This window comes from Bradyrhizobium guangzhouense, from assembly GCF_004114955.1.
Classification (GTDB): Bacteria; Pseudomonadota; Alphaproteobacteria; order Rhizobiales; family Xanthobacteraceae; genus Bradyrhizobium; species Bradyrhizobium guangzhouense.
The window spans coordinates 2495800-2512830 of the sequence record NZ_CP030053.1 but is presented as its reverse complement, the minus strand read 5'-3'; the positions used below and the strand labels follow the sequence as shown (position 1 = coordinate 2512830).

14 protein-coding genes are annotated in these 17031 nt (G+C 65.6%); 4 read left to right on the top strand and 10 right to left on the bottom strand.

Annotated elements, in window-relative coordinates; genetic code table 11:
- Positions 1-62: 62 nt before the first annotated feature.
- From mctP to XH91_RS11995, 5 genes are all read right to left on the bottom strand, one after another.
- The gene (gene mctP, locus XH91_RS12015) at positions 63-1553 is read right to left on the bottom strand and encodes a monocarboxylate uptake permease MctP (RefSeq protein ID WP_128950794.1); all 1491 of its coding nucleotides are present in this window, start codon (positions 1551-1553) and stop codon (positions 63-65) included.
- The gene (locus XH91_RS12010) at positions 1543-1719 is read right to left on the bottom strand and encodes a DUF3311 domain-containing protein (protein ID WP_128950793.1); all 177 of its coding nucleotides are present in this window, start codon (positions 1717-1719) and stop codon (positions 1543-1545) included. Before XH91_RS12010 ends, mctP begins: the two co-directional genes overlap by 11 nt.
- Positions 1720-1996: 277 nt before the next feature.
- Positions 1997-2878 (bottom strand): MlaD family protein, encoded by an 882-nt coding sequence (locus XH91_RS12005; RefSeq protein WP_128950792.1) that lies wholly within the window; start codon positions 2876-2878, stop codon positions 1997-1999.
- 16 nt (positions 2879-2894) lie between these two features.
- Positions 2895-3689, bottom strand: coding sequence for an ABC transporter ATP-binding protein (locus XH91_RS12000; RefSeq protein ID WP_164938271.1), 795 nt, complete (start codon positions 3687-3689; stop codon positions 2895-2897).
- Between the two features lie 2 nt (positions 3690-3691).
- The gene (locus XH91_RS11995) at positions 3692-4825 is read right to left on the bottom strand and encodes an MlaE family ABC transporter permease (protein ID WP_164938270.1); all 1134 of its coding nucleotides are present in this window, start codon (positions 4823-4825) and stop codon (positions 3692-3694) included.
- 137 nt (positions 4826-4962) lie between these two features.
- Between XH91_RS11995 and dgcA the strand changes: the two genes are divergently transcribed.
- Entirely contained in the window at positions 4963-5958 is a 996-nt protein-coding gene (gene dgcA, locus XH91_RS11990) for an N-acetyl-D-Glu racemase DgcA (RefSeq protein WP_128950789.1), read from the top strand.
- On the opposite strand, the gene XH91_RS11985 is transcribed toward dgcA, so the two are convergent.
- Positions 5928-7124 (bottom strand): MFS transporter, encoded by a 1197-nt coding sequence (locus XH91_RS11985; protein ID WP_128950788.1) that lies wholly within the window; start codon positions 7122-7124, stop codon positions 5928-5930. The genes dgcA and XH91_RS11985 overlap by 31 nt on opposite strands.
- Positions 7125-7199: 75 nt before the next feature.
- Between XH91_RS11985 and XH91_RS11980 the strand changes: the two genes are divergently transcribed.
- Together XH91_RS11980 and XH91_RS11970 are read left to right on the top strand one after the other, a co-directional pair.
- On the top strand, positions 7200-8561 hold the full coding sequence (locus XH91_RS11980) for a hypothetical protein (RefSeq protein ID WP_164938269.1): 1362 nt from the start codon (positions 7200-7202) through the stop codon (positions 8559-8561).
- Positions 8562-8836: 275 nt separating this feature from the next.
- Positions 8837-10534: a caspase family protein gene (locus XH91_RS11970; protein ID WP_164938268.1), complete on the top strand. Its 1698-nt coding sequence runs from the start codon at positions 8837-8839 to the stop codon at positions 10532-10534.
- Positions 10535-10729: 195 nt separating this feature from the next.
- Here XH91_RS11970 and XH91_RS11965 read toward each other — a convergent pair whose 3' ends face one another.
- The 4 genes from XH91_RS11965 to thiD all read right to left on the bottom strand — a co-directional run bounded on the left by XH91_RS11965 (position 10730) and on the right by thiD (position 14721).
- A complete protein-coding gene (locus XH91_RS11965) occupies positions 10730-11713 on the bottom strand; it encodes a threonine/serine dehydratase family protein (protein WP_128950784.1) in 984 nt (327 codons plus the stop codon).
- Between the two features lie 120 nt (positions 11714-11833).
- Positions 11834-12892 carry a glycosyltransferase family 4 protein gene (locus tag XH91_RS11960; protein WP_128950783.1) on the bottom strand — a complete coding sequence of 353 codons (1059 nt, stop codon included), beginning with the start codon at positions 12890-12892 and terminating at the stop codon, positions 11834-11836.
- A complete protein-coding gene (locus XH91_RS11955; protein ID WP_128950782.1) occupies positions 12892-13704 on the bottom strand; it encodes a UDP-2,3-diacylglucosamine diphosphatase in 813 nt (270 codons plus the stop codon). The genes XH91_RS11960 and XH91_RS11955 overlap by 1 nt, the downstream gene beginning before the upstream one ends.
- 216 nt (positions 13705-13920) lie before the next feature.
- Positions 13921-14721 carry a bifunctional hydroxymethylpyrimidine kinase/phosphomethylpyrimidine kinase gene (gene thiD, locus XH91_RS11950; protein ID WP_128950781.1) on the bottom strand — a complete coding sequence of 267 codons (801 nt, stop codon included), beginning with the start codon at positions 14719-14721 and terminating at the stop codon, positions 13921-13923.
- 308 nt (positions 14722-15029) lie between these two features.
- On the opposite strand from thiD, the gene XH91_RS11945 reads away from it, so the two are divergent.
- Complete coding sequence (locus XH91_RS11945; protein ID WP_245477310.1) at positions 15030-16973, top strand: PAS domain S-box protein; 1944 nt, start codon at positions 15030-15032, stop codon at positions 16971-16973.
- Positions 16974-17031: the final 58 nt, after the last annotated feature.

Here is a 17031-nt window from a genome sequence, read left to right as displayed (position 1 = left end):
TCGCGTGGAAGGTGCTTTTGGGATCGGCGGCCGGATCGCCGGCCGCCGACCAAGGCTTGAGGTCAGGCCGCCTCGCGCGACAGGCGGGCTTGCGGCAGGCCCTTGAGCACGAGATTGACCACGACCGCGACCACGATGTTGAGCGCGAGCGCCAGCACGCCGGTGTAGATCGCGACCTTGCCGGCGCCGAAGTCGATACCATGCAGCGGCTTCAAGCCGTCCGACCAGGCCAGCCACGATCCGCCCGCAAGGCCGACGGCCCAGCCGGCCAGCAGCGCCCGGCTCGAGAACCAGTTCAGATAGAGACCGAACACCAGCGCCGGCAGCGTCTGCAGGATCCAGAGGCCCCCGAGCAGTTGCAGGTCGAGCGCGAACTGCGTCGGCATCAGGAGGATGGCGAGCAGCGCGCCGACCTTCACCAGCATGGAGGTGATCTTGGCGACCTTAGCCTCACCCGCCGGCGTCACCTTCGGATCGACCCACACCTTCCAGAAGTTGCGGGTGAACAGGTTGGCCGCGCCGATGCTCATGACGGCGGCCGGCACCAGGGCGCCGATCGCGATCGCCGCGAAGGCAAAGCCGGCGAACCAGCTCGGGAACAGCGTCTTGAACAGCTCCGGCACCACGTCATTGTTGCTCGCAAGCTTCAGCCCCGCTGCATGGCCCATATAGCCGAGCAGCGCCAGCAGGCCGAGCAGCAGCGTGTAGGCCGGCAGCAGCATCGCGTTCTTGCGAATGGTGTTGCCGCCTGATGACGCGAAGATGCCGGTCAGCGTGTGCGGGTACATGAAGGCAGCCAGCGCCGAGCCGAGCGCCAGCGAGGCGTAGGGCACGATCTGCGCCGGCGACAACAGGATGCCGCCCGAGCCCTTGGCCGCAAACGCTGCATCCGCCGCGGTGAAGATCGCGCCGTAGCCGCCGAGCTTGGACGGCACGATCGCGATCGCGGCGATCACCACGATGTAGATCATGATGTCCTTGACGAAGGCGATCAGCGCAGGCGCGCGCAGGCCCGACGAATAGGTGTAGAGCGCCAGCACCAGGAAGGCGAGCACCAGCGGCACCTCGCCGCTCAGCCCGAGCGCCTTGATCGCGACTTCCATGCCGATCAGCTGGAGCGCGATGTAAGGCATCGTTGCCAACACGCCGGTCGCGGCGACGGCAAGCTCGAGCGCGCGCGAGCCGTAGGCGCCGCGTACCACGTCGCCCGCGGTGACATAGCCGCGTTCCTTGGCGACCTTCCACAACACCGGCATCACCGCGAACACGAAGGGATAGACGATGATGGTGTAAGGCAGCGCGAAGAATCCGTAGGCGCCGACCGCGTAGACCAGCGCGGGAACGGCAATCACGGTGTAGGCGGTGTAGAAATCGCCGCCGACCAGGAACCAGGTGATCCAGGTCCCGAACCTGCGGCCACCGAGGCCCCACTCGTCGAGATGAGCGAGCGTCTCCGGCTTGCGCCAGCGCGCGGCGACGAAGCCCATGCCGGTGACGAGGATGAACAAGACGAGAAAAACGGCGAAGGCCGCGCTATCGACATTAGCCAGCACGACGCACGCTCCTGTAGACGATCCAGGTGATGAGCGAGGTGAGCGGCACCCAGGCGAGCTGATACCAGTAGAAGAACGGGAAGCCGAACAGATAGGGCTCCCGGACATTGTAGAACGGCACGATCATCAGGCCGATGAACGGCAACAACAGCAAGAGACGTATCACGCTCTCTCCTCCCGTGTGAGTGAAGTCGGCGCGCTTTTCGTGAAGCACGCCTTGAGCGCGATATAGCTGAGATCACCCGCCAGCCCCTCCCCCTACCTTGGCGCGGCCAGCCCCCCATACTTTCGTATGGGCACGGCGCCCGATAGGTCGTCATGCGAGGAGCCCGCGACAAAATCGCGTAGCAATTTCGCGCAGGCAACGAAGCAATCCAGACTATCTCCTCGGAAATAGTCTGGATTGCTTCGCTTCGCTCGCAATGACGGATTTAGAGAGACGCCTACTGCCGCCTGCCGCTCGCGGACGGCGCGGGCTTCGGCGGCTCGGCGGGCGGCGGAGCAGCGGCCGGCGCGCTGTTGCTGGCGCCGAACAGCACGCGGGTCGGGTTGCGGTCGAAATTGTTCACGGCACGGCTGATGTCGCCGAGCGTGCGGCGACCGTCGGTCATCAGCGCGCCGGAGCGCTTGTCGAAGTCTTCAGCCAGTTCGCGAATCGACTTCACCGTCAGGAACAGCTCGCCGCCGTCCTTGCCGCCGGCGAGCGAGTTGAGGCCGAGCATGAGGTTGTCGGCCTTCAGCATCACGCCGTCGACCTTGGCCATCACGCCGTCGATCTTCTCGGAATTGCGCGCGAGCGAACTGGTGAACGTCTCGAGATTCTTCAGCGAGTTCTTCACCGACTCCTGATTGTCGGCGACGATCTTGTTGATGTTCTGCAGCGTGCCGCGGATCGCTTCGGTGACGTCCTGGAGCTTGTTCGGATCGGCCGTCAGCGTCGGAATGCCGTCCTCGTCGAGCGGCGGCGGCGGCGCGGCCTCCTCGCCGCCCTTGAGCGAGATCGCAGCAACACCGGTCAGGCCCTGGAATTCGAGGCCGACCAGGGTGTCCTTGCGCAGCGGCGTGTTGTTCTCGATCATGGCGAGTGCGACAACGCGCCGCGGGTTGTCGAGCTTCACCGAGACCACTTCGCCGACCCGGATACCGTTGAAGTTGACGCTGCCGCCGTTGCGCAGACCCGCCGCCGGGCCCTCGAACACGACACGGAAGGGGCTGCGCTGCTTGGTGGTGTGCAGCGACTGGAACCAGAGCACGAAGCCGATCGCAGCCGCGATCACCGCCAGCGTGAAGGATCCGATCAATACGTAATTCGCCCGCGTTTCCATCAGGTGCTCCGGCTACTCAACTCATCACTGCGCGGGCGCGCTTGCCATGGAAATATTGCCTCAGCCAGGGATGCTGCGAGGCCTGCATGTCGGCAATCGACCCTGCCGCAATGATCTTACCGTTCCCTAAAACGGCGATGCGGTCGCAAGCTGTGTAAAGGCTGTCGAGATCGTGGGTTACCATGAAAACCGTCAGCCCCAAAGTCCGCTGCAGCGTCCTGACCAACTCGTCGAAATCGCCGGCGCCGATCGGATCGAGCCCCGAGGTCGGCTCGTCCAGGAAGACGAGATCAGGGTCGAGCGACAGCGCGCGGGCGAGCGCGACGCGCTTGATCATGCCGCCGGAGAGTTCCGAAGGAAAACGCTCGGCCACCTCGGGCTTGAGACCGACCATGGCGAGCTTGGCCATGGTGATCTCGTCCATCAGCCGCTGCGAGACGCGTAAGTACTCGCGCATCGGAAACTGGATGTTCTGCCGCACGGTGAGCGAGGAGAACAGCGCTCCTTGCTGAAACAGCACGCCCCAGCGCCGTTCGACATTGCGGCGCTGCGACGTGTTGGAAGCATCGAGGTCGACGCCAAACACTTCGATGGAGCCCGCAACCTTCGGCACGAGACCAATGATAGTGCGCGTCAGCACCGATTTTCCCGCGCCTGAAGGGCCGACAAATCCAAGAATCTCACCGCGCTTGACGTCGAGGTTGAGGCCGTCGAGCACGCGCGTCGAACCGAACTGCACGGTGATGTCGCGGACGCGGATGATGGGATTTTGAATCGCGCTTTGGGTTTCTCGTTGAGTTTCTCGCGCCATCGTCACATCCCGATCGAGGCGAAGAAGATGGCGAACACGCCGTCCATCACGATGACGAAGAAGATGCCCTTCACCACCGATGCCGTGGTGTGCTGTCCGAGCGATTCCGCGCTGCCCTGCACCGCGAGTCCCTCGACGCAGGCGACGATGCCGATCACCGCGGCCATCACGGGCGCCTTGACGATGCCGACGATGAAATGGTCGATCGAGATGGCGTCGCGCAGGCGCAGCAGGAATGCTTCGGGATCGACGCCGCCATAGAGCCAGGCGACGAGGCCGCCGCCATAGAGCGCGGCCATGGCGCCCAGGAACGCGAGGATCGGCAGCGCCAGCACCAAGGCCAGCATGCGCGGCAGCACCAGCACCTCGATCGGATCGAAGCCCATGGTGCGCAGCGCGTCGATCTCCTCGCGCATCTTCATCGAGCCGAGCTCGGCGGTGTAGGCGCTGCCCGAGCGGCCCGCGACCATGATCGCGACCAGCAGCACGCCGATCTCTCGGAGCACAAGCACGCCAAGCATGTCGACGACGAAGATGTCGGCGCCGAAGCGGCGGAAATGGAAGATGCCTTGTTGCGCGATGATGCAGCCGATCAGGAAGGTGATCAGCACGATGATCGGCACGGCACGCCAGCAGACCTGCTCCATGTGATGCACGGTCGAGGTCAGGCGGAACGAGCGCGGACGGAGCAGCACATGCGCGCCTGCCGCGAGCACCGCGCCTAACATGTCGATCAGGCCGGCAAAGGTACCGCCGACGCCGGCCACGGCGCGGCCGATCTGCTCCAGCATGCCGGTGATGGTGATCGCCGAGCTCTCGACCACAGGGGTCGCACGGACCCGCCGCACCTCGTCGACGAGGCTCGAATAGTTCGCGGACAACCCGGCGATCTGCGCCTCGACGGCGCCTTTCGTCAGGCTACGGCGCAGCCGCTCGATCAGCCAGGCCCCAAAGGTGTCGAGCTTGGCGACCTCGGAGACGTCGATGAAGATGTTCTGGGGGCTGCCGGCGAGCTTCTCGGCGTCGGCGACCATCCGCTCCAGGGCCGGCGCGAAGCTCGCCGTCCAGGTTCCGGTGGCGCAGAGGGCCAGCGCATTGCCTTTGGCAATCCGTTCCAGCTTCGGATCGCCGCTCAAGGTGTCCGCTCCCATACGACCAGGGCGGAGAAAATCAGAGTGTTGCGCACGCGCCCTTACCCAGAAAAGGTATCCCCAACTGGTTAATATTAGTTGCTAGAGGTAACCAGCAGGTTCAGATTTCGCCAGAGTTCAAAATGACTTCCAGCAAAGTTCCGGCTCTTGCCGCCCGAATCGAGCGGTTTCCCATCGCCGGCAGTTTCACCATCAGCCGGGGCACCAAGACGGAAGCTGCGACCGTCGTGGCCGAACTGAGCCGGAACGGCCTCGTCGGCCGCGGCGAATGCGTGCCCTATCCCCGCTATGGGGAGACGCCCGAGGCGGCCCTTGCAGCCATCCTGGCGATGCAGGCGGCGGTGGCGGGCGGGCTGACGCGGCAGGCGCTCCAGGCAGCCATGCCGCCAGGAGCTGCCCGCAATGCTCTGGATTGCGCCCTGATCGACTTAGAGGCCAAGGCAGCCGGACAGCGGGCCTGGAACCTGCTGGACCGGCCGGTCCCGGGCGAGCGCACCACGGCCTACACGATCTCGCTCGGCACGCCCGAGGCCATGGCGGCGGCGACCGCCAAAGCGGCGCACCGTCCGTTGCTGAAGATCAAGCTCGGCGGCGACGGCGATGCGCTGCGGATCGCGGCGGTGCGCAAGGCTGCCCCCGAATCCGAGCTGATCGTCGATGCCAACGAATCCTGGACCGAGGCCAATCTGGAAGCCAACCTCGCCGCCTGCTCCGCCGTCGGCGTCACTCTGGTGGAGCAGCCGCTGCCGGCGGGCAAGGACGACGCGCTGGCGCGGATCAAGCGGCCGCTCGCGGTCTGCGCCGACGAGAGCGTGCACGACCGCCACTCGCTGGCGCCGCTCCGCGACCGCTACGATGCTGTCAACATCAAACTCGACAAGACCGGCGGCCTGACCGAAGCGCTCGCCATGGCGGACGCGGCGCAGGCGCTCGGCCTCGAGATCATGATCGGCTGCATGGTCGCGACGTCGCTCTCGATGGCGCCCGCCATGCTGGTGACGCCGCAGGCGCGCTTCGTCGATCTCGACGGTCCGTTGCTGCTCGCCCGCGACCGCGATCATGGGCTTCGTTACGACGGCAGCCTGGTCTATCCGCCCGACGCCGCGCTGTGGGGCTGATCCTTCAGCCGATGCCGCGCCGACCAGATCAGAAGCGCACCGGCCGCAGCCATCGCCGCCATGACGTAGTACAGCCCCTCGCCATAACGCGCGTAGATCGCGCCTGAGACGATCGACGTGGCCGAGCTCAACAGCCCGCCGATCGCCGCGTAATATCCCTGTCCCCGCGCCATTTGACGGGGCGGCACGTGATGCACCAGGAGATTCATCACGCCCACCTGGGTGAGGCCGAAGCTCAGGCCATGGCCGAGCTGCGCGAATGCGAGCAGGCCGATCGGCGGCTCATGCGCGGTGATCGCCCAGCGTATCACCGCACTCGAGCCTCCGATCACGACCAGCAGCGCCGGATGCAATGAAAAGCGAGGCGACACCGCGAAGACGACGATCTCGGCACACACGCCGAGCACCCACAGCCCCGCGATCGTCAATCCGCCGAGACCATGGCTCTGCCAGTTGATCGAGGCGAAGGTGTAGTAGGCGACGTGGCTGGACTGGATCAGCGCGGACGAGACGACGATGGCGAGGAAGCCCGCGTCGCGCAGCAGAGGCTTGCCGGCCTCCCTCGCCCCGGATGTTCGCGGCACATCCTCCAGCGGCTGCAGCGAAAGCCCTGTCATGGCCGAGATCGTCGCCATCGCGACGATGATCCAGATCAGCTGGCGCGCTGCGATCAATTCGATCAACAGCCCGCAAGCAAGCGCACCGAGGATGAACGCGACCGATCCCCAGAGCCGCACGGGCCCGTAATCGAATTTGTACCTGCTGACGCCGCGCAAGGCGTAGGCATCGGTGAGCGGGGTCAGCGGAGTCCAGCAGCAACAGGTCACGATGTAGAGAACGAGCACCGGCCAAGGCTGCTGCTGGGTGCCGACGAGCACGAAGCAGAGCGCGGTGGCCGACGCCGTCAGGAGCATCGCGCTGCGCAACGCGCGGCGCCGTTCGGCGAGGCCGGTCACGACAGGCAGCGTCGTGAAGCGCGTGACGGCGGGAACGGCGCTGATGATTCCGATCCAACCCGGCTCGATGCCGATGGCCTTCAGCCACACCGTGAAGAACGGCAGATGGGTGCCCAGGACACCGTACGACGTGCCGTAGAACAGCGCGAGACTCACGGCGAATCGCCGCTTGACCGCTGCTGGCGTGGGGATTTGTGATTCGGGAGGCATCAAACCAATTGCGATTCGGTCGATATCGTGGTGATCGTTACAGTAACGCGCGGTGATTTGCGCGACGAGATTGTCATGGCCAACGAAGCATTCGCCCTCTCGCCCATGTCTGCCCGCGCGGCCGAGCCGAACGAGCAGGATTACGACGCGATCCGCGAAGCCTTCATGGAGACCGCGCGGGGCCGCTGGTTCCTCGGCGAATACGCCAAGCGCAACCGCAATGCCGACACGAGCATGGTGCTCGACGCGGTTGCGAAAATCGAAGAAACCCTTGCGGCACAGCGTCAACCCGTCGTCGAGGATCGCCTGCCCGAAGCCCTCGTCGCAATCCGCCGCGCGGTCGAGGACGCGGAAAGCGCGGCCGCCAAGGCATTCGATCCCGCCGCGATCGAGACAAGCCTCGCGCCTGTGACGCGCGGCGTGCGCATCATCAAGGAGATCTCCTGGCGCTGGCGCGAGATCGGCGCCGACGGGCGAATCTGCGACCTGATTGATTCGCAGCTCGCCTCGATCGAAGCGGCCTGCGCGCAGGTGTCGGCCATCGATCCGCGCGGCGACCTCAAGGCCGCCTTCGATCTGCTCAAGGACCGGGTCGATCAGACCGATGCTGGGGCTGCTGCACCGCAGGCGATGGCGCAGCCGGCGCCCGAGCAGCCGGCGCCGCCGGTGGCTGAGGCACAGGTTGCCGAAGCGCCCGCTGTGATGGCGAGCGAAGCACCCGTGGCTTTTATGGAGACGCCGCAGGAGATCGCGCCCGAACCCGAGGCAGCCGCCGATATCAGCGACATCGCTGAGGACGCGACGATGCACGTGGCGGTCGCGCCCGAGATCGTCGAAAGCGATACCGCCGTCGAGGAGAGCTTTGCCGCGGTCGAGGACAGCCTCTCCGCCCCCGCAGGCCTTGCCGAGATCATCGACGAATTCTCGCTCGATGCCGCCGCGGAAGCCGAGGACGACGCCATCCTCGACGCCATCGCGCTGGAGATGGCCGCGCCCGATCCGGAATTCGACGCGATCGTCGAGCCCATGGAGATGGCAGCAGCGGTTCCCGAGCCGCTGCCGGAAGAGATGTCCGCAGAGATCGCGGAGCCGGTCGCCATGGCGGCGCCGGCCGCGCCCGATGTCGAGGAGCTCGTCGTCGAGGAGCCGGTGACTGAGGCCCCGATCGCGCTGGAATCGCTCGCGCGCCTCACCGATGCCATCGCGGAAGCCGCCGCCGAAGTGATGGAGCAGCCGGCCCCCGCCATGGCGGCCGCGGCCTTCTCAGGCGCAGCCGCCACCGCAACGCTGCCGCTGCCGTCCCCCCTGCCCGAGCCCTCGCTCGGCGCCACCATCCTCGCCAGCGGCATCCTGCAAAAGCCCCGCCCCGCCGCCAACGACGCGCTCGCGCCGATCCGCCGCATGACCCAGGCCGAGAAGATCGCGTTCTTCTCGTAAGCGGCGGTGACGCACGTCCGCCTCCACATCGTCATTGCGAGCGCAGCGAAGCAATCCAGGATCCGTCCGCGGAGAGGCGCTGGATTGCTTCGCTGCGCTCGCAATGACGGCGCATGAGGAAACAGTTTCCCCCAATGGCCTCACCCCAGCCAATCCCTGCGTGATTTGGATCACCCTCCTCGCTACGGTGATCCCGATCACGGACCAGGCTTCGAACGCAATCTAGCTTCCTCGCAACCAATCTCGCATCGAGATGAGTGCCAAAGGAGCACGCCATGTTCCGCCTGAAATCCGCCCTGATGACTGCCGGCCTGCTGGGAAGCCTGTTCGGCTTTGCCTGCGGCCCTGTTTCCGCGCAAGTTGCCCCCGCCGCGCCCGCCCCGACTGCGCTGCAAGGCCCGGAGCAGCGGGTGGCACTGGTGATCGGCAATTCGAACTACCAGAACGCGCCGCAGCTTGCGAACCCCGACAATGACGCCCAGTCGATGGCGCAGTTCCTCAACTCAGCCGGCTTCGAGGTGATCTCGGCGACCGACCTCGGCCAGAACGACATGCTGCGCGTGGTGCAGGATTTCTCCGCCAAAGTGTCCGCGCGCGGTCCGAACACGGTGGCGATGGTTTATTACGCCGGTCACGGCGTGCAGCTTGCCGGCGAGAACTACCTCGTCCCTGTCGACGCGAAAGTCTCGAACCAGACCGAACTGGTCAACGACTCGGTTCGCCTGGTCGACGTGATGTCGACGCTGGAGACGATCCCGAGCCGGATGCGCATCGTCATCCTCGACGCTTGCCGCAACAACCCGTTCCCCAACGTGAATGACGCCGGGCGCGGCCTCGCCATCGTCGATGCGCCGAACGGCTCGATTGTCGGCTATTCGACCGCGCCGGGCGCCGAAGCGCTCGACGGTACGGGCGGCCACAGTCCCTATACGCAAGCGTTCCTGAACGTCGCGCGCGAGCCCAATGTGCCGATCGAGCAGCTGTTCAAGCGCGTGCGGCTCGCGGTGAACCAGACCACCAGCGGCGCACAAGTGCCGTGGGAGAGCTCCTCGCTCACCTCCGACTTCACCTTCTTCGGCGACACCGCCGTGGCCGCCAACCGCGCACCGGTGCATGCGCCGGTGGTGCAGTTGGCCTCCAACCTGCCGAGCCGCTCGGCGCGTCAGGCCTATGATTACGTGCTGTCCGAGGGCAAGCCGGAATATTATCAGGAGTTCGTCGCGATGTATCCGCACGACCCGCTGTGCGATCACATCCGCTGGCTGCTGGCGAACCTCCTGATCTCGCAGGCCTGGCACGAAGCGGTGCTCCTGAACTCGCCGATCGGCTACCAGGCCTTCTACAGCAAATACGGCAACAGCCCCTATGCACAAGCCGCGCTCAAGCTCGAGGCCCAGCCGAAGATCATCCCGCTGATGCAGGCGACCAAGTTCCTGGCTCCGCAGAACATCGCCCCGACGCTGAAGATCGGCAATCTCGGCCAGCCCAAATACATGCCGCTGATGCAGCAGGGCAATGGCGGCTCGCCGATGAACGCCAACCTGCCGGTCGGGCAGAAGCCGGTCGATGGCACCGTCAGCAAGATCGTCACCCTGCCCGCGCCTGTTAACACCACGACGAACAACAACGGCATCGGCAAGATCGTGACGCTGCCGGTGACCAACACCACACCGAACACCGGCAACACCAATGCCGGCCCGGCGGGCAAGACCAGTTCGACCGTCGACGTCAAGACCACCGACGTGAAGCCGACGAATGGTCAGCCCCACAACCAGCCGATCCGCCTCAACAACGGCGTCGTGAAGCTCAACAACAACCCGGTGAACAAGGTGCAAGTCCAGAACGGCGTCCAGAACAACCGGCCGCAGTTCAATGCGACGGGCAACGGCGGCGGCAACAACAATTTCCGCCAATCGATGAACCAGTCGCCCGCGATGACCGGCGGCAACAACCACCGCGGCTTCATGCATTGATTACCGCAAGCAACGAACGACAAAGGGGCAGAACGGAAACGCTCTGCCCCTTCTGCATGTCAGTTCCTGGTCATCCGGGATGCGCCGCGAGGCGCAGGCCCGGAATCCATTGTGCGGCAGAGATGGTGGGGAAATGGATTCTCAGATGCGCAATTGCGCATCATAGCTCTCGCTCCGCGAGCCCCGGAATGACGCCTAAGCCACCAGCTCGGCGAACAGATCCGCATCGACGTTGCCGCCTGACAGCACGATGACGACGTTCTTGCCGGCGACATCCAGGCGTCCCGCCAGCAGCGCCGCGAGGCCGACTGCGCCGCCCGGCTCGACCACCAGCTTCAGCTCGTGATAGGCGAAGGCAACCGCCGCGCCGACTTCCTTGTCGGACGCCGTCACGCCGCGCGCCAGCAGCTTGCTGTTGATCGCGAAGGTCATCTCGCCGGGGATCAGCGCCATCAGCGCATCGCAGATGGTGCGGCCCGCCGGCGGATGCGGCTCGCGATGGCCGGCGCTCAGCGAAATGCCGTGATCGTCGAACGCCTCCGGTTCGGCCACCACAATCTGTGCCTGCGGATAGCGCGCCTTCACGGCCGTGGCGACGCCCGCGATCAGGCCGCCGCCGGAAGCCGGCGCCACCACGATGTCAGGCGGGAGGCCGAGCATTGCCATGTCTTCCGCGATCTCGCGGCCGGCGGTGCCCTGGCCCGCGATCACGAAGGGATCGTCATAGGGCCGCACCAAGGTCGCGCCGCGCTTCTCGGCGATGCCGCGCGAGATTGCCTCGCGGTCGTCGTTGTAGCGGTCGTACAGCACGACCTCGGCACCATAGGATTTGGTGCGCTCGCGCTTCGACAGCGGCGCGTCCGCCGGCATCACGATGGTCGCATGCATGTCGAGGATTTTCGCCGCCGCCGCCACGCCCTGGGCGTGGTTGCCGGAGGAGAATGCGACGACGCCGCCGGCCCGCTTGTCCTGCGGGATCGAGAACACCTTGTTGAAGGCGCCGCGGAACTTGAAGGAGCCGGTGCGCTGGAGCATCTCCGGCTTCAGGAACACTTTTGCGCCCACGCGCTCGTTGAGCACGGGAAAGGACAGCAGCGGAGTGCGGACGGCGAAAGGCGCGAGCACGCGGGCAGCGGCGTCGATATCGGCGGGGCCGATCGGAAGGGGCTGTTCGGACATCGGGTGATGTTATCGCGGGGGACGAGGCGCGGGCAAGACACCTCCGCGCGAGGATTTCCAAAGCGCTTTCGAGCGAAGTGGGCACCGGTTCGCATGAAGAAAACGCGTCAAAACAGGAATCTAGGCCACGAACCGCTTCTGTTCCGCCCCGGCCCGGCCCGGCAGCACGGCGCCGACGGCGCGGATGCTGTCGACAAAAGCCCTCGCCGAGGCCTCCCAGGTGTAGGCGGCGGCGAATTCGACACAGGCTTGCCTAGAGATGTCGAGCGCGGCGAAGCAGGCGTTGCGCAGGTCGTGGTCGAGCGCGCCGACGGGCGCATCCCCGATCACGTCCCGCGGGCCCTTGACCGGGAAGGCCGCGACCGGCAGGCCGCTCGCCAGCGCCTCGAGCAGGACCAGGCCGAACGTGTCGGTCTTGCTCGGAAACACGAAGACGTCGGCCGCCGCATAGATGTCGGCCAGTTCCTCGCCGTGCTTCTCGCCCAGGAAAATCGCCTCGGGATAGGCCTCCTCCAACGCGTTGCGCGCCGGGCCGTCACCGACGATCACCTTGGTGCCGGGCAGATCGAGCTCGAGGAACGCCTCGAGATTCTTCTCCACCGCGACGCGGCCGACCGAGAGGAATATCGGCGCCGGCAGACAGAGATCGACCGCGTGGGGATGGAACAGATGGGTGTCGACCCCGCGCGGCCACAGCACGACATTGTCGAACCCGCGCTCGCCGAGCTCCCGGGCCAGCGCAGGAGTAGCCGCCATCACGGCCCGGCTCGGGCTGTGGAATCGGCGCAGCGCCCGCCAGATCAGCGAGCCCGGCACCGGCACCCGGGCACGGACATATTCGGGAAAGCGGGTATGGAAGCTGGTCGTGAACGGCAGCTTGCGCTGGCGGCAATAGCGGCGGACCATCAGCCCGATCGGCCCTTCCGTCGCGATATGGATGCTGTCGGGCCGCGCTTCCTCGATCAGTCTTGCAATGCGCGCCGGCCGCGGCATCGCCAACCGCACGTCGCGATAGCTCGGCATCGCGAAGGTGCGGAACGATTGCGGCGTCAGGAACGCGAACTCGACACCGAGACCTTCGACGCTAAGCGTCTTCGCGGCGTCAGCGAGCTTGGTCAGCGTCCGAACCACACCGTTGACTTGCGGGTGCCAGGCGTCGGTCGCGACCAGGATGCGCATCAGGCCGCCCTTGCTGCCACCTGCGGCACTTGTGCCGGCTTCTGCAGATGATCCGCCCAGGTGATGATCTCGAAACGGCCGTCGTCGTGCTCGACCAGCGCGGTGCAGCTTTCGACCCAGTCGCCGCAGTTCATGTAGCGGATGCCGTTCTCGTCGCGGATCACGGCGTAGTGGATGTGGCCGCAGATCACGCCGTCGGCGTCGTGGCGCCGCGCTTCGGCGGAGAGCGCCTGCTCGAACGCGCCGATATAGTTGACCGCGTTCTTCACCTTCTGCTTGGCCCATTGCGACAGCGACCAATAGGGCACGCCGAACAGGCGGCGGAAGAAGTTGACGAAGCGATTCATCTGGATCGCGAAGTCATAGGCCTTGTCGCCGAGATGGGCGAGCCAGCGCGCGTTCTGCACCACGAGGTCGAAGATGTCGCCGTGGATGACGAGATAGCGCTTGCCGTCCACGCCGGTGTGCACCGTGTTCTCGACGACGTCGATGCCGCCGAAATGGGTGCCGTAATAATTGCGCAGGAACTCGTCGTGATTGCCGGGCACGTAAATGACCTTGGCGCCCTTGCGCGCCTTGCGCAGCAGCTTCTGCACCAAATCGTTATGCGATTGCGGCCAGTGCCAGCTCGATTTCAGCGCCCAGCCGTCGACGATGTCGCCGACGAGATAGATGGTGTCGGCATCGTGGTAGCGCAGGAAGTCCAGCAAGAGGTCGGCTTGAGAGCCGCGGGCTCCGAGATGAACGTCGGAGATGAACAACGTGCGAAAGCGCCGCTCCGGGCTCTCGTCACTCACATCGTAACTTCCCATGCGCCAGCCTGTAACTGTGTCCCGTGACAGGGGGATGACCGATTGAACCCTTGAGGCACCCTCAGATACGAATCGAACCTTGCCTCGCCTTCCCCGCGAATATCAGTCACATGCGACAATCAGGCGACATGGTCAGGCAATGATGGCCTGCAGAACCCCGGAACCCTGGCTTTGTTGGTTAATATCGGGACCGTCGGCGCCAGCAGGACGCCGGCGTCAGTAAAACGTGTGGAAATGGTGGATCGGCCCGTGGCCGTGACCGACGCTGAAACGGTCGGCCGACGCGATTGCCGCGCTGATCCAGCTCTTGGCATGGCGCACGGCCGTCGCGAGATCCTCGTCCTTGGCGAGGCCCGCCGCCACTGCCGACGACAGCGAGCAGCCGGTGCCGTGGGTATTGCGGGTGGCGATGCGCGGCGCGGCGAGCGCGAGCGTGGTGTCAGCACTGACGAGATAGTCGGTGCTCTCCGCGCCCTCGCCGTGCCCGCCCTTGATCAGGACCGCACGGCAACCGAGAGACAGCAGGCGGCGCCCCTGGCTTTCGATCTCGGCCTCGCTTCGCGCGACTGGCTCGTCGAGCAGCGCGGCCGCCTCCGGCAGATTGGGCGTGATCACGGATGCGAGCGGCATCAGTTTCGCGCGCAACGCCGCCACGGCCTCTGCGGCGAGCAGGCGGTCGCCTGATGTCGCGACCATCACGGGATCGAGCACGACATGGCGCGGCTTCCAGCGCGCCAGCGCACAAGCGATCGCATCGATGCTCGCAGCCTGCGCCACCATGCCGATCTTGACCGCGCCGACATCGAGATCGGAAAACACGGCATCGATCTGCGCGGCGACGAAATTGGCCGGCACCGCATGAATGCCGGTGACGCCCTTGGTGTTCTGCGCCGTCAGCGCCGTGATCGCGGACGCCCCGTACACGCCGAGCGCGGCAAACGTCTTCAAGTCCGCCTGAATGCCGGCGCCGCCGCTCGAATCCGAGCCGGCAATGGTGAGCGCCACGGGCGTGGTCATCGCGGGATTCGCTTGCTTGAAGGAACGACGGCCATGATCTGTCCTGACATGGCCTGTCCTAGCGCGCCCCTGCAGCTCCAGCAAGCCGGCGAATCAGGCAGAAACGGTGCCGCACAGCCGTGTCGTCCCGGAAGCGTGCACATCCCGGAAAATATGACCTAGGCATCACCCGGCCTTGGCGCATCCTCCCAAATCGGTGAAACATTAGTGAATTCGTCCAGCGACTCCAAATTGCGGGCCGGTTCGGCCTGCAATTCTCTCGGGAAGAAATCATGTGGGCCTTTTTCGAACGTCTCCTCGATTCGTCAATGCTTTCACCGCACGGCATCTGCCTGTTGTGGGAACCCGAGCTGATCTGGCTGCACGTTGCCTCCGATGCCGTGATCGCCGCCGCCTATTTCTCGATCCCGTTCGCTCTCACCATTCTCGTCACCAAGCGGCGCGACCTCCAGTTCGGCTGGGTCTACTGGGCGTTCGCGATCTTCATCATGGCCTGCGGCCTGACACATCTGTTGTCGATCTACACGCTCTGGGTTCCGATCTACGGCATTGAGGGCATCGTCAAGGCGGTCACGGCTGCGGCCTCCATCTTCACCGCGGGCGCGCTGTGGCCCCTGCTGCCGAAGATCCTGGCGATCCCCTCCCCGTTCGAGCTGCAAAAGGTTCAGGCCGCGCTCGAGGAGGAAGAGATCAAGAGCCGGGACGCGACGCTGCTGCTCAAACAGGTGGGCGAGGCTCAGCGCGCGATGCGCGAAAGCATGACGCGCCTCACAGCCGTGGTCGAGACGGCGGTCGACGGCGTCATCCTGTTCGACGCGCAAGCCCGCATTCTCCTGTTCAACCCCGCTTGCGAACGGCTGTTCGGCTATCGCGCCGACGAACTCATGAATCGCGACATCGGCATGCTGATGTCCAATGAGGAGAGGTCCTCATCCGCAGGTCATGCGCGGCGTTTCGCAACCGGAGAAGCCGTCGGCCTGCGCAAGGATGGCTCGACGTTTCCGATGGACCTGTCGGTGGGCCAGGCCTGGCAGGACGGCGAGCTGATCCACGTCGGCATCATCCACGATCTGACCACGCGCAAGCTCACCGAGCAGCAGCTCCAGCAGGCGCAGAAGATGGAGACGGTCGGCCAGCTCTCCGGCGGCATCGCCCACGACTTCAACAATCTCCTCACCGTCATCATCGGCAACGCCGAGCATCTCAGCGAGCAGCTCAAGGCGCGGCCCGATCTCAGGCAATTTGCCGACGACATCTGCGAGTCCGGTGAACGCGGCGCAGAACTGACGCAGCGGCTGCTGGCGTTCAGCCGCCGCCAGTTGCTCCAGCCGCGCACGATCGACTGCCGCGAGCTGATCCTGTCCATGCTCAAGCTGCTCAAGCGCACCTTGCGCGAGAACATCGAGATCAGGACGACGTTCGGTCCGGGCACCATCCGGGCGTTTGCGGACCGCGCCCAGCTCGAATCCGCGGTGCTGAACCTTGCGCTCAACGCGCAGGACGCGATGCCATCGGGCGGGCATTTGACGCTGAGCACGGAGATCGCCGCGATCGACGATGACTATCGCGCCCTTCACCCGGAAGTCGCATCCGGCAGCTACGCCCTGATCTCGGTCACCGATGACGGCGAAGGCATGACCCCTGAGGTCATCGAGCGCGCCTTCGAGCCGTTCTTCACCACCAAGGAGGTCGGTAAGGGGTCCGGCCTCGGGCTGAGCATGGTCTATGGCTTCGCCAAGCAATCCGACGGCCATGTCTCTATCTACAGCGAAGAGGGTCTGGGGACGACGGTCCGGATCTATCTGCCGCGCGTCGGCGCCGGACAGTCGGTGGCCGACATGCCCGAGACCGACGAGGCTGCGCCGCGGGGCCATGAGACCATCCTGATCGCGGAGGACGATCCGTTCGTGCGCTCCTCGGTGATCCAGCGGGTGGAGGCGCTCGGCTATCGCGTCGTCGCCGCCGTCAATGGCAAGGAGGCCTTGCAGCGGCTGCGCGCCGATCCCCGCATCGACATGCTGTTCACCGATATCGTGATGCCCGGTGGCATGAGCGGCTGGGAGCTCGCCGAGCAGGCCCGTCGCGTCAGGCCCGGCCTGCCGGTGCTGTTCACCTCGGGCTATGCGCTGGAGACCCTGGTCGAGCAGGGCCGCGTGCAGGCGCATGCCGTCATCCTGACCAAGCCCTATCGCAAGGCCGAGCTCGCCCAGCGGCTCAGGGACGCATTTGCAGCGGCGGCGGTGACGTCGTAAAGCCCGGCCTGGCCTCTGACGGTCGGCCTGCCCGCTTGCTAAATCGGCCCGGTTTTGG

Coding starts and splice junctions, on each gene's coding strand:
- XH91_RS12005 (WP_128950792.1), bottom strand. CDS start 2,878: ATGGAAACGCGGGCGAATTACGTATTGATCGGATCCTTCACGCTGGCG.
- XH91_RS12000 (WP_164938271.1), bottom strand. CDS start 3,689: ATGGCGCGAGAAACTCAACGAGAAACCCAAAGCGCGATTCAAAATCCC.
- dgcA (WP_128950789.1), top strand. CDS start 4,963: ATGACTTCCAGCAAAGTTCCGGCTCTTGCCGCCCGAATCGAGCGGTTT.
- XH91_RS11985 (WP_128950788.1), bottom strand. CDS start 7,124: ATGCCTCCCGAATCACAAATCCCCACGCCAGCAGCGGTCAAGCGGCGA.
- XH91_RS11980 (WP_164938269.1), top strand. CDS start 7,200: ATGGCCAACGAAGCATTCGCCCTCTCGCCCATGTCTGCCCGCGCGGCC.
- XH91_RS11970 (WP_164938268.1), top strand. CDS start 8,837: ATGTTCCGCCTGAAATCCGCCCTGATGACTGCCGGCCTGCTGGGAAGC.
- XH91_RS11965 (WP_128950784.1), bottom strand. CDS start 11,713: ATGTCCGAACAGCCCCTTCCGATCGGCCCCGCCGATATCGACGCCGCT.
- XH91_RS11960 (WP_128950783.1), bottom strand. CDS start 12,892: ATGCGCATCCTGGTCGCGACCGACGCCTGGCACCCGCAAGTCAACGGT.
- XH91_RS11955 (WP_128950782.1), bottom strand. CDS start 13,704: ATGGGAAGTTACGATGTGAGTGACGAGAGCCCGGAGCGGCGCTTTCGC.
- thiD (WP_128950781.1), bottom strand. CDS start 14,721: ATGACCACGCCCGTGGCGCTCACCATTGCCGGCTCGGATTCGAGCGGC.
- XH91_RS11945 (WP_245477310.1), top strand. CDS start 15,030: ATGCTTTCACCGCACGGCATCTGCCTGTTGTGGGAACCCGAGCTGATC.